This is a genomic window from Bradyrhizobium sp. 142, from assembly GCF_023074015.1.
Classification (GTDB): domain Bacteria; phylum Pseudomonadota; class Alphaproteobacteria; order Rhizobiales; family Xanthobacteraceae; genus Bradyrhizobium.
Window position 1 is genome coordinate 1 of the sequence record NZ_JADPKQ010000308.1, and the last position, 12261, is coordinate 12261.

A 12261-nucleotide genomic window follows, 5' to 3' on the forward strand; every position below is an offset into this window, starting at 1 on the left:
GCCCTTTTCTGTGTCTCGACAACCAGAAAGTATCCGGTTCACGCTGGATTTGCCGGGCATGCGCTGCGGCATAGTGAATCATTCCCGGGACAGCCCTGCCGCAAGCGGGAGAGGGAGCCCGCTGCCGATGTCGCCGCATCGTGCACCCATATGCGATTGCCCTACCCTGGAGGGGGAGGGTGAAAGAGACCGGCACTCAAAACTCATTCGCGATCTTCGACAGCATCGCGATCAGGGCTGTGCGGTTGGCGGAGCCGAGCAGGTCGTTGAGCCGCGCCTCATGCTTGGTCGCGACCAGCTTCTTCGCCCGCGTCAGCACGGCCTTGCCCTGGTCGGTCAGCACCAGGATGTGCGAGCGGCGGTCGTTGGTGGAGCGGATCCGCGCGCAGAGGTCGCGGCTCTCTAGATTGTCGAGCATGGCCACGAAATTCGGGCGCAGGATGCCCAGCGTCGAGGCGATTTCGGTCTGGTTACGCCCCGGATTCTTCTCGACCAGCAGCAGCACGGAGAACTGCGCCGGCGTGAGCTGGAGCGAGGCCATGCAGCGCAGGAAGTTCTCGAACACCTTGAGCTGCGCCCGCTTGAGCACATAGCCCAGCTGCTCGGAGAGCTCGCCGAGCTGGAGTGCTTCGGAAGACCCTTCGGCCGCGTCCTTGCGGCCCCTGGCCGCCTCGGCCGGTTTTTCGGAGGTTTTCAAAACGGTCATCGCCTCATGCTCGCAATCCCGTTAAGTTCGGGAGGGTCGTCCCCACCGCCCTTGATGTTATATTTGATAATTGTTATGGATCATATCAAATATCGTCAGCGTTTTTCAATGGCTGTAGCCGGACCATCCACCGCGATCGCGGGACGGGTCCGGATCTTGAGGGGGAGCGTCCGGTCTTGAACACCACTATCATGCTGTTCCTGCTGCAGGACGGCATCACCAATGGCGCGATCTATGCGCTGCTCGGCCTGGCGCTGGTGCTGGTGTTCGCCGTCACCCGCGTCATCCTGATCCCGCAGGGCGAGTTCGTCACCTATGGCGCGCTGACCTATGCCTCGCTTGCGGCCGGCCAGATGCCGGGCACGGCAAAGCTCGCGCTCGCCATGGGCATCGCCGCCTTTGTGTTCGACCTGTTCGTGGCACGGCAGGCGCTGCACACGCGGCTGGTCGTGCGCGCCTTCCTCGCCAACGTCGTGCTGCCGGCGATCGTGCTGGCGGTGACGCTCTATTTCGCCGGCCAGAAGCCGCCGGTGGCGATCTGCATCGTGCTGTCGCTGGTGATCGTCGCGATGATCGGCCTTTATCTCTACCGCATTGCGTTCCAGCCGCTGGCGCACACCTCCGTGCTGGTGCTGCTGATCGCCTCGGTCGGCGTCCATCTGGCGCTTCAGGGACTGGGCCTGTTGTTCTTCGGCGCCGAAGGCCAGCGCGGGCCCGCCGTGCTGTCGACCTCGTTCACCGCGGGCGCGCTGCGTTTCACCGGGCAAAGCATCGCGGTTTACGGCATTACCATCGCCTTCATCGTCGGCCTATGGCTGTTCTTCGGCCTGACGCTCTACGGCAAGGCGCTGCGCGCCACCGCCGTCAACCGGCTCGGCGCGCGGCTCGCCGGCATCCGCACCTCGTTGTCGGGACAGATCGCCTTCCTGCTTGCCTCGGTGATCGGCGCGCTCTCGGGCATTTTGATCGTGCCGATCACCACGCTCTATTACGACAGCGGTTTCCTGATCGGCCTGAAGGGCTTCGTCGCCGCGATCATCGGCGGCCTCGTCAGCTACCCCCTGACGGCGGTTGCGGCAATCTTCGTCGGCATCGTCGAGGCGTTCTCGTCGTTCTACGCCTCCAACTACAAGGAGGTCATCGTTTTCATGCTCTTGATCCCCGTGCTGCTGCTGCGCTCGCTCGCCGCGCCCGCGGTCGAGGAAGAGAAGGACTGACGCGCGATGCAGAGCCGGCTTCCCATCCTCCTCTTCGCGCTCGTGATGGCGGCGATCCCGTTCGTGCCGGGCATGCCGCCGTTCTGGATCGTGCTGCTCGACAATATCGGCCTCACCGCGCTCGTCGCCATGGGCCTCGTGCTCCTCACCGGCGTCGGCGGCCTGACCTCGTTCGGGCAGGCCGCCTTCGTCGGCTTCGGCGCCTACACCACGGCGGTGCTGTCGACGACCTACGGCCTGTCGCCCTGGCTGACGTTGCCGTTGTCGCTCGTCGTCAGCGGATTGCTGGCGGTGCTGCTCGGCCTGGTCACGGTCCGCCTCTCCGGCCATTATTTGCCGCTCGGCACCCTGGCCTGGGGACTCGGGCTTTTCTACCTGTTCAGCAAGCTGGAATTTTTGGGCCGCAATGACGGCATCTCGGCGATCCCGCCGCTGTCGGTGGGCTCGTTCAAGATGCTCTCTCCCGGTTCGATCTATTATGCGATCTGGGTTGCGGTGATCCTCTCGGCGCTGCTCACCATGAACCTCCTGGATTCGCGCACTGGCCGCGCCATTCGCGCGCTCCGGCGCGGCCACGTCGCGGCCGAAGCGTTCGGCGTCCAGACCCCGCGCGCAAAGATGCTGGTGTTCATCCACGCCGCCGTGCTCGCCGGCCTCTCCGGCTGGCTCTATGCCCACCTCCAGCGCGCGGTGAACCCGACGCCGTTCGGGGCGCAGGCCGGCATCGAATATCTCTTCATCGCGGTGGTCGGCGGCGCCGGCTATGTCTGGGGTGGCGTGCTCGGCGCGGCGATCGTCGTGGTCCTGAAGGAGGTGCTGCAAAGCTATCTGCCGCTGATCCTGCCCGGCTCCGGCCAGGTCGAGACCATCGTGTTCGGCATCATGCTGGTGGCGCTATTACAGCTTGCGCCTGGCGGCGTCTGGCCCTGGCTGATGTCGCTGCTGCCCGAGCGCACCAGTGGCAAGAAGCCGGACACCTCACTCAAGCTCGAGGCGCGCACCCGCGCACAGAGCCAGTCCAACGTCCTGCTCCAGGTCGAGAAAGCGCGAAAGCAGTTCGGCGGCGTGATTGCGGTGAATAACGTGTCCTTCGACGTCCAGGCCCGCGAGATCGTCGCGCTGATCGGGCCGAACGGCGCCGGCAAGAGCACGACCTTCAACCTGATCACCGGCGTGCTGTCGGCCACCTCCGGCTCGATCTCGGTGCTCGGCAAGAAGGTCGACAACGCGCCGCCGCAGGAGATCGTCAAGCTCGGCATCTCCCGCACCTTCCAGCACGTCAAGCTGGTGCCCGACATGACCGTGCTGGAGAACGTCGCGATCGGCGCGCATCTGCGCGGCCACTCCGGGCCGATCTCCTCGATGCTGCGACTCGACCGCGCCGATGAAGCCAAATTGCTTGCAGAAGCCGCGCGCCAGATCGAGCGGGTCGGGCTCGGCGAGCAAATGCATCAGCTCGCAGGCAGCCTGTCGCTCGGCCAACAGCGCATCGTCGAGATCGCGCGCGCCCTGTGCGTCGACCCGATGCTGCTGCTGCTCGACGAGCCGGCCGCGGGCCTGCGCCACATGGAGAAGCAGCGTCTCGCCACGCTGCTGCGCGATTTGCGCGACGGCGGCATGAGCGTGCTGCTGGTCGAGCATGACATGGGCTTTGTGATGAATCTCGCCGACCGCATCGTGGTGCTCGATTTCGGCACCAAGATCGCGGAAGGAACGCCCGCCACGATCAAGACCAATCCCGAAGTGATCAAGGCCTATCTCGGAGTGGCGGCATGAGCGCGCTGTTGTCCGTCACCGACGCGCATGTCGCCTATGGCAAGGTCGAGGCGGTCCGTTCGGTCTCGCTCGAGGTCGGTGTCAACCAGATCGTCACCATCGTCGGCGCCAACGGCGCCGGCAAGACCACGCTGCTCTCCGCCATTATGGGCATTTTGCCGCTGAAGGGCCGCGTGAGCTTTGCCGGACAGGACCTGGCGCGGTTCGATATCGAGGACCGCGTCGCCATGGGACTTGGGCTCGTCCCGGAGCACCGCGAATTGTTCGTGACCATGAACGTCGAGGACAATCTCGAGCTCGGTGCCTTCCGCATCGAGAAGAGCAAGGCTAAGAGATCGATCGAGCAGGTCTATACGCTGTTTCCGCGGCTCAAGGAGCGGCGCAAGCAGCTTGCCGGCACGCTCTCCGGCGGCGAGCAGCAGATGCTCGCGATGGGCCGCGCGCTGATGGGCGCGCCGAAACTTCTGATGCTGGACGAGCCGAGCCTCGGCCTTGCGCCGATCATCGTCGCCGACATCTTCCGCATCGTCACCGAGCTCCGCGCCAGCGGCGTCTCCGTGCTGCTGGTCGAACAGAACGCGCAGGCAGCGCTGAAGATCGCGGACCAGGCTTATGTGATGGAGCTCGGCGAGTTCGTGCTCAGCGGCAAGGCCAGCGACATTGCTGCAAACGAACAGGTCGCCGCCAGCTATCTCGGCTTCCAGCACGAAGGCGCGAGCGTGTTGTAGTGTTGTAGCGCCGCCGCGAACTCCTCCTCCCTTCTCCCCTTGTGGGAGAAGGTGGCGCGAAGCGCCGGATGAGGGGTTCTATCGGCGAGCTCAATTGTGAGAGCCTCACTCGCGGAGAAGCACCCCTCACCCGTCTCGCCGCTCCGCGGCGAGCCACCCTCTCCCACAAGGGGAGAGGGAAAATCTCGCCACCCGCGTGAGGCCAAACGCGATTTAGTGGCTCACAACGCCTTCTTCCCTCTTCAGCGCCGCGACCTCCGCCTCGAGCTCCGCGATCCGCTGATCCCTCGCCGCCAGCGCCGCTGCGACATCCGCGGCGTCGAACTTCTGCGGGATGTGCTGCGGGCAGTTGGTGTCCCAGACCGCGATCTTGAACACGATCGCCTGCTCGGGCCGCGCGCGATAGCCTTTCGGCATCAAGGACTGCGTCAGCGCGTCGTCGTCCTCGACCACGCGCGCCTCGCCCCAGATCTTGACCCGGCGGCGATGGGCGTAGTCCATGATGAAGATGTAGGCCCTGGGATTCTCCGACAGATTGCCCTGGCTGATGAATTGCTGGTTGCCGGCATAATCGGCAAAGGCGAGCGTCTGCTTGTCCAGCACCTTCAAAAAGCCCTTCGGCCCGCCGCGATGCTGGATGTAGGGCTGGCCGTCCGCCGCGGCGGTGGCGAAATAGAAGCTGTTGGCATCGGCCAGGAAGGCGGCCAGATTTTCGTCGACCTCGGTGCGCCAGCCGTGCTGCTCGGCACGGGCGTAGGCCTGCCGCGAACCTTTGCGGGCCTGGATCGATTTCACCGCCGGCGTGAAGGCCACGTCGCTGGCAAAAGTATGCACTACACCTGTCATCGGAACATCTCCTGAAATCCCGCGCGTTCCTGCGTCTTTCGGAGTCTAAAATGGACCGTTCAGCGGCTAAAACAATCAGTCCGCTTGACACTTCATCATTGCAGCATATGCAATGATGCCATGGACCGCCTCGAAGCCATGCATGTCTTCGTCACTGTAGCCGATCTGCGCGGCTTTGCGCCGGCGGCGCGCAAGCTGCGGCTGTCGCCCTCGGCGGTGACGCGGCTGATCGCGGCACTCGAAGAGCATCTCGGCGCGCGGTTGTTGCAGCGGACCACGCGGCAAGTGACCCTGACCGACGTCGGCACGCGTTATCTGGAACGCGCGCGGCGCATCCTCGCCGATGTCGAGGAGGCCGACGGCTCGGCCCGGGACGAACGCAACCGGCCGAGCGGGCGCCTCGTGGTGTCGGCGCCGGTCGGCTTCGGCCGGCTTCATGTCGGGCCGGTCATGACCGCCTATCTCAAGCGTTATCCCGAGGTCGCCTGCGAATTGCGGCTGTCGGACCACCTCGTCAACCTGGTGGAAGATGCCGTCGACGCCGCAGTGCGGATCGGCCATCTCGCCGACTCTTCGCTCGTCGCGCGCCAGGTCGGCGAGATGCGGCGGATCGTCGTGGCCGCGCCCAGCTACCTGAAGCGCCACGGCGAACCAACGAAGCCGGAGGGATTGCTGGAGCACCAGACCATCCAGTTCGGTCCGGCGACCGCGTGGCGTTTCCTGTGCGACGGACGCGACATCGAGGTCACACCAAGCCCGCGCTTCGTCAGCAACAGCGCCGACGCAGCGCTGCAATATGCCGAGGCCGGCGGCGGCGTCACCCGGGTGCTGGCCTATCAGGCCGCCGAGGGGCTGAAGCGCGGGCGGCTGAAAATCGTGCTGGCGAAGTACGAGCAGCCGGCGCTGCCGATCCACATCGTCTATCCGACCTCGCGCCTGCTCTCGGCCAAGGTGCGCGCGTTCATCGATCTCGTGGTCGAGACGGCGGATTGGAGATTTGGGTAGCGCCACTCTCGCCGTCATGGCCGGACATAGCCGTCCGAAGGACGGCGTCGCTTCCGCTCGCCTATGTCCCGGCCATCCACGGGCTGCCACGTATGCGGCACCGAAGACGTGATGCCCGGGACAAGCCCGGGCATGACGACGGAGAATGCAGGGCCTACCCCTTCTTCGGCACCACACGGAACGTGCCGCTGGCGCGTGCGATCACCGCATCGTCGGCCTTGACCAGGCACTGCGCGAAACAGATCGTGCTGCCGGTCTTGATGGCCTCGCCCGCAACCGCGAGCCATTGGCCGATCTCGGCAGCGCCGACATAGTCGATGGACAGCGAGACCGTCACGAACGACGTGGTCCAGCCCGTCGCCTGCGCGCAGCTATAGCCCATGACGGCGTCGGCCAGCGCAGCGATCAGCCCTCCATGGATCAGCCCGCGTGCATTGGTGTGCGGTGTCGCCAGGTGCAGCCCGATGATCACGGCCTTGTCGGTCTTCTTCGAGTAGAGCGGCTCCCAGGGATCGGTGAGCGGCGCTTTACGGAAATGCGGCTCGAAGCCCGCGGGAATGTCGGTGCTGGTCATTGCTGTCTCGCATCGTTGGTTGCCGCCATTGAACGCGATGTGGATGACAGTTTCACCGCCTACAAAGTTTTAAACGGAATTTGCGCGGCTGTTTGAAATGGGCTCCGCGTCATTGCGAGGAGCCCTTGCGACGAAGCAATCCAGGCTGTCTCCGCAGAGGCAGTCTGGATTGCTTCGCTTCGCTCGCAATGACGGAGTACGTGGTGACAGTTCGCCCTAAAACGGCAGCCCCACGTAATTCTCCGACAGCGACGTCATCGCCGCCTGCGATTGCGTGACGTAGTCGAGTTCGGCGAGCTGGATGCGCGCGCCGATGGTGCCGGTGTCGGGAAATTTGTGCAGCATCGAGGTCATCCACCAGGAGAAGCGTACCGCCTTCCAGACTCGCGCCAGCGCCTTCGCCGAATAGGCATCAATGCCGGCGCTCGACTTCTCGTCGTAGAACTCGCGCAAGGCGGCCGAGAGGTAATGCGCGTCGGAGGCCGCCAGGTTCAGCCCCTTGGCGCCGGTCGGCGGCACGATGTGGGCGGCGTCGCCGCAAAGGAACATCTTGCCGAAGCGCATCGGTTCGGCGACGAAGCTGCGCAAGGGTGCGATACTCTTCTCGATCGATGGGCCGGTGACGAGGCTGTCGGCCGCCTTCTGGTCGAGCCGGCGCTTCAATTCATCCCAGAACCGGTCGTCCGGCCACTGATCGACATGATCGTCGAGCGAACACTGCACATAATAGCGGCTGCGCTTCATTGACCGCATGGTGCAGAGTGCGAAACCGCGGGCGTGGTTGGAGTAGATCAGCTCGTGGCTGACCGGCGGCGTCTCGGACAGGATGCCGAGCCAGCCGAATGGATAGATGCGCTCGAACTCCTCGATCGCCGAGGACGGAACGCTGGCGCGGCTGATGCCGTGAAAGCCGTCGCAGCCGGCGATGAAGTCGCAATCGATCTTGTGGGTGACGCCGTCCTTGACCCAGGTTACGCGCGGATGACTTCCGTCGAAGTCATGCGGCTGCACGTCCCTGGCCTCGTAGACCGTGGAGAGGCCGGCCGCCTTGCGCGCGTTCATCAGGTCGAGCGTGACCTCGGTCTGGCCGTAGATCATGACCGTCTTGCCGGTCGCAGCCTTCATGTCGATGCGGTGACGGCGGCCGGAAAAGGCAAGCTCGATACCCTCATGCACTAGGCCTTCGGCATGCGCCCGTGCGCCTGCCCCGACCTGGTCGAGCAGCGCGACAGTTCCCTCCTCCAGCAGGCCGGCGCGGATGCGCCCAAGCACGTAGTCGGGGCTCTGCCGCTCCAGAATGACATTGTCGATACCGTAGGCGTGCAGCAGTTGCCCAAGCAACAATCCTGCCGGCCCTGCCCCGACGATTGCGACTTTTGTCCGCAATACTTGCTCCTTCCGATCCTGTAGGCTTTCGTTGCGGCTCGCTTGTTGCGTTGCTCCGCGCAGGATAATTATAACATATAACGGTTGAGCAAAAGGGGACGGCTCGTCGCCTGGCAGCGACAAATCCATGCAACATGGCCTGACGTAGATAGCCTGGCAAGGCGCCAGTTCCTGCTTGAATGCGCCGACCAATTAGATAACATGTTAATTAAAGAGACCGGGCCATCGAAGCCCGCCGTCGAAAAGGGAGAGACGACCGATGAAGAAGCGTGTCTGGCTTTGCTGCTGGCAGCATGCGCGACGCCTGCGTTCGCGCAGGACAAGACCTTCGACCTGAAGATCTCGCACTGGGTGCCGGCCTCGCATCCGCTGCAAAAATCGCTAGAAGACTGGGCGGCCGCGGTGGAGAAGGAGTCCGGCGGCACCATCAAGGGCAAGGTGTTCCCGGCCCAGCAGCTCGGCAAGGCCTTTGATCATTACGACATGGCGCGCGACGGCATCGCCGACGTCACCTATGTCAATCCCGGCTATCAGCCCGGCCGCTTCCCGATCGTCGGCGCCGGCGAGCTGCCATTCCTGATCTCGGACGCCAAGGGCGGCTCGATGGGGCTGGATGCCTGGTATCGGAAGTATGCCGAGAAGGAGATGAAGGATGTCAAATATTGCCTCGCCTTCGTCCATTCGCCCTCGTCCTTCCACTCCCGGACCAAGAAGATCGTGACGCCGGAGGACGTGAAGGGCCTGAAGATCCGCCCGGCCCATGCCACCATGGCCAATTTCGTCACCTCGCTCGGCGGCACCAATGTGCAGTCGTCCGCGCCTGAAGTGCGCGACATCATCGAGCGCGGCGTGGCCGACGGCGTCACCTTCCCGTGGGGCTCGCTGGTGCTGTTCGGTATCGACAAGGTCACCAAGTACGACATGGAGGCGCCGCTCTACACCACGACGTTCGTGTTCGTGATCAACAAGGACAAGTACAATGCGATGTCCGACAAGCAGAAGGCCGCGATCGACAAGAACTGCTCGACCGAGATGGCGGGTGTGGTCGGCGAACACTGGGGCAAGTTCGAGGACGCCGGCATCGACAAGGTGAAGGCGGAATCCAGCCACGAAGTCTACAAGCTGACACCCGAGCAGACCGCCGCCTGGAAGAAGGCCGCCGAGCCGCTGGTCAAGACCTGGTCAGACGGCGCCAAGAAGGCCGGCGCCGATCCGGACGCGGCACTGGCGGATTTGAAGGCGTCGCTGAAGAAGTACAACGCGCTGGCGGAGTGACGCCGAATTGCAGCCGCGAACTCGCTGCACCTCTCCCGCTTGCGGGGGAGGTCGGCGCGAAGCGCCGGGTGGGGGCTCTCTCCACGTTGGGATCGTTCATTGCGGATATACCCCCACCCCAGCCCTCCCCCGCAAGCGGGAGAGGGAGCGCGGCACCGCTGTTGATGCAACTCGTACTCATCTTGAGCAGGACACACGCATGAAGCGCGGCTGGATGGATCGCGTTATCGATTCGATCGAATGGATCGCGGCCGGCTTTGTCGGCATTGTCGCGCTCGACATCTTCCTGTCGGTGCTGCTGCGCAACACGCTGAACTATTCGATTCCGGACAGCTTCGACATCGGCCGCATGTTGCTCGGCATCCTCATTTTCTGGGGCATCGCCGCGACCTCCTATCGCGGCACCCACATCACCGTTGACCTCGTCTGGGCCAATGTCGGGCCGCGGTACCAGCGCTGGATCGACGTGTTCGCAACGCTGGTGCTGCTGTTCGTCGTCTCCGTGCAGACCTGGACCCTGTTCGACAAGGTGCGCGGCACCTACAACGACAACGTCCAGACCTTCGACATGCACATGCCGACCTGGCCGTTCTTCGCGATCGCCTGGATCGGCGACGTCTCCGCCGTGCTGTTGATCGCGATCCGCACTTACCGGCTGATCTTCCATCCCGAAGAAATGCACGACCCCAAGCTGAAGGCGACGGAGTAAACATGAGCACCGATGCCGTCGCCGTTCTCGGCTTCGTTTCCCTGTTCGCCCTGATGCTGCTGCGCGTGCCCGTCGGCATGGCGATGGGGCTCGTCGGCGTCTCCGGCTTCACCTATCTCGTCGGCGCCACGCCGGCGCTCAAGCTGGTCGGCCAGACCTCGATGCGCACGGTTACCGACTACACCTTCGGCGTCATCCCGATGTTCCTGCTGATGGGCTCCTTCGTCAGCAATTCCGGCATGAGCCGCGAGCTGTTCCGTGCCGCCAATGGTTTTGTCGGGCATTTGCGCGGCGGGCTTGGCATCGCCACCGTCGGCGCTTGCGGCGGCTTCGCCGCGATCTGCGGCTCGTCGGTCGCGACCGCCGCGACCTTTTCCGCGGTCGCCTATCCCGAGATGCGCCGCTTCGGCTATCCGCAATCCTTTGCCACCGGCGTGATCGCGGCCGGCGGCACGCTCGGCGCGATGCTGCCGCCCTCCACCGTGCTTGCGGTCTACGGCATCATCACTGAGCAGGACATCGGCAAGCTGTTCATCGCTGGCATCATTCCGGGCCTGCTGGCGATGACCATGTACATGATCACGATCGGCCTGATCGGCTATTTCCGCCCTGACTTGCTGCCCAAGGGCAAGGTGCTGCCGTGGCGCGAGCGCTTTGCCGGATTGAAGGACATCTGGGCGCCGGTGCTGCTGTTCGTGTTCGTGATCGGCGGCCTCTACGGCCTGCCGTTCCTGCCGCGCTTCACGCCGACCGAAGCCGGCGGTGTCGGCGCCGCCGGCGCCTTCATCATCGGCGTGCTGACGGGACGGCTCGACCGCGAAAAGATTTTGGCTTCACTGCTGCAGGCGACGCGCACCGCGGCCGCGGTGTTCACCGTGCTGATCGGCGCGCTGATCTTCGGCTATTTCCTTACGGTGACGCAGACCCCGCAGAAGGTCACGGAATTCCTGACCGGCCTCGGCCTCGGCGCCTACGGCGTGCTCGCGCTGATCATGGTGATGTATCTCGTGCTCGGCTGCCTGATGGACGCCATGGCGATGATCATCCTCACGGTGCCGATCATCTTCCCCGTCATCATGCATCTCGGTTTCGACCCGATCTGGTTCGGCGTCATCATCGTCATGACCGTCGAGCTCGGCCTGATCCATCCGCCGGTCGGCATGAACGTCTTCGTCATCAAGAGCGTGGTGAAGGACGTGTCCTTCTCGACGATCTTCAAGGGCGTGATCCCGTTCGTGGCGACGGATCTCGTGCGCCTGGTGATCCTGATCGCGTTTCCATTGCTGGCGACGTGGCTGCCGACGCGCATGATGGCGCATTGAGAGGCGAAGCGATGGCCACACCGGCCCTCGAAGCCAAATATGTCTTCACCATCACCGCCCGCATCGGCGACGTCGTCACCGCCGGCGAGACCGGCATCGGTGTTCGCCGCATCATTCCGATTGTCGGCGGCGAGGTGGCGGGCGCGATCACCGGCAAGGTGCTGCCGTTCGGCGCCGATTTCCAGACCATCCGCCCCAACAAGCTGATCGATCTCGAAGCCAGATACGCCTTCGAGACCGACGACGGCGCCACCGTCTATGTCGAGAACAAGGGCATCCGCTTCGGCCCGGTGCAGCTGCTCCAGAAGCTCAAGCGCGGCGAGCCGGTCGATCCAAAACTGATTTATTTCCGCACTATCCCCAGATTCGAGACCGGGCATGAGAAGTACCGCTGGCTGATGCAGCACATCTTCGTGGCGTCAGCCGCGCGGCATGCGGACCGCGTGGTGATCGAGGTGCATCAGGTGATATGAGAAGGCTGCAACCTCGTCATTGCGAGCGCAGCGGTCGCGGTAGGGACGCTCATTGCTGAGCGCCCCCCGCACAGATCCGTACGTGCGGCTTTCCCGCATACGGCTCCCACCTCGGGTGAGTGACGGCGAAGCGTGCTCGCGGCCAAGGATGACGGATGTTGGGCCTGGGGAGGCAGTCACAGGCGAGGCGACTGATCGTCTCCCACCTCATGCCATCGGTCTGGCTGCGGCGCCGGAGCGTGCG

General features: G+C 64.2%; 12 protein-coding genes. 8 read left to right on the forward strand and 4 right to left on the reverse strand.

Going from position 1 to position 12261, the window contains the following annotated elements; all coding sequences use genetic code 11:
• Positions 1-196 precede the first annotated feature (196 nt).
• Positions 197-706, reverse strand: a complete 510-nt coding sequence (locus tag IVA82_RS28160) for a MarR family transcriptional regulator (protein ID WP_247382779.1) — start codon at positions 704-706, stop codon at positions 197-199.
• 176 nt (positions 707-882) lie between these two features.
• Between IVA82_RS28160 and IVA82_RS28165 the strand changes: the two genes are divergently transcribed.
• Genes IVA82_RS28165 through IVA82_RS28175 form a run of 3 tightly spaced genes read left to right on the forward strand, consistent with a single transcriptional unit; the run spans position 883 to position 4427 of the window.
• Positions 883-1923, forward strand: a complete 1041-nt coding sequence (locus IVA82_RS28165) for a branched-chain amino acid ABC transporter permease (RefSeq protein WP_247382780.1) — start codon at positions 883-885, stop codon at positions 1921-1923.
• 6 nt (positions 1924-1929) lie between these two features.
• Positions 1930-3699, forward strand: coding sequence for a branched-chain amino acid ABC transporter ATP-binding protein/permease (locus IVA82_RS28170; RefSeq protein WP_247382781.1), 1770 nt, complete (start codon positions 1930-1932; stop codon positions 3697-3699).
• The gene (locus tag IVA82_RS28175; protein ID WP_247382782.1) at positions 3696-4427 is read left to right on the forward strand and encodes an ABC transporter ATP-binding protein; all 732 of its coding nucleotides are present in this window, start codon (positions 3696-3698) and stop codon (positions 4425-4427) included. The genes IVA82_RS28170 and IVA82_RS28175 overlap by 4 nt, the downstream gene beginning before the upstream one ends.
• Positions 4428-4640: 213 nt before the next feature.
• Here IVA82_RS28175 and IVA82_RS28180 read toward each other — a convergent pair whose 3' ends face one another.
• Positions 4641-5273, reverse strand: a complete 633-nt coding sequence (locus IVA82_RS28180) for a pyridoxamine 5'-phosphate oxidase family protein (RefSeq protein ID WP_247382783.1) — start codon at positions 5271-5273, stop codon at positions 4641-4643.
• 120 nt (positions 5274-5393) lie between these two features.
• Between IVA82_RS28180 and IVA82_RS28185 the strand changes: the two genes are divergently transcribed.
• A complete protein-coding gene (locus IVA82_RS28185; RefSeq protein ID WP_247382784.1) occupies positions 5394-6278 on the forward strand; it encodes a LysR family transcriptional regulator in 885 nt (294 codons plus the stop codon).
• Positions 6279-6432: 154 nt separating this feature from the next.
• On the opposite strand, the gene IVA82_RS28190 is transcribed toward IVA82_RS28185, so the two are convergent.
• The gene (locus tag IVA82_RS28190; RefSeq protein WP_247382785.1) at positions 6433-6852 is read right to left on the reverse strand and encodes a PaaI family thioesterase; all 420 of its coding nucleotides are present in this window, start codon (positions 6850-6852) and stop codon (positions 6433-6435) included.
• Between the two features lie 216 nt (positions 6853-7068).
• A complete protein-coding gene (gene pobA / locus IVA82_RS28195) occupies positions 7069-8238 on the reverse strand; it encodes a 4-hydroxybenzoate 3-monooxygenase (protein ID WP_247382786.1) in 1170 nt (389 codons plus the stop codon).
• Positions 8239-8439: 201 nt separating this feature from the next.
• Here pobA and IVA82_RS28200 point away from each other — a divergent pair, with 201 nt between their 5' ends.
• The 4 genes from IVA82_RS28200 to IVA82_RS28215 all read left to right on the forward strand — a co-directional run bounded on the left by IVA82_RS28200 (position 8440) and on the right by IVA82_RS28215 (position 12017).
• Positions 8440-9513 (forward strand): TRAP transporter substrate-binding protein, encoded by a 1074-nt coding sequence (locus IVA82_RS28200; RefSeq protein ID WP_247493652.1) that lies wholly within the window; start codon positions 8440-8442, stop codon positions 9511-9513.
• 199 nt (positions 9514-9712) lie between these two features.
• Positions 9713-10222, forward strand: a complete 510-nt coding sequence (locus tag IVA82_RS28205) for a TRAP transporter small permease (RefSeq protein ID WP_148745047.1) — start codon at positions 9713-9715, stop codon at positions 10220-10222.
• 2 nt (positions 10223-10224) lie between these two features.
• The gene (locus IVA82_RS28210) at positions 10225-11544 is read left to right on the forward strand and encodes a TRAP transporter permease (RefSeq protein ID WP_247382789.1); all 1320 of its coding nucleotides are present in this window, start codon (positions 10225-10227) and stop codon (positions 11542-11544) included.
• A gap of 11 nt (positions 11545-11555) precedes the next feature.
• Positions 11556-12017, forward strand: coding sequence for a DUF3237 domain-containing protein (locus IVA82_RS28215; RefSeq protein WP_247382790.1), 462 nt, complete (start codon positions 11556-11558; stop codon positions 12015-12017).
• Positions 12018-12261 lie beyond the last annotated feature (244 nt).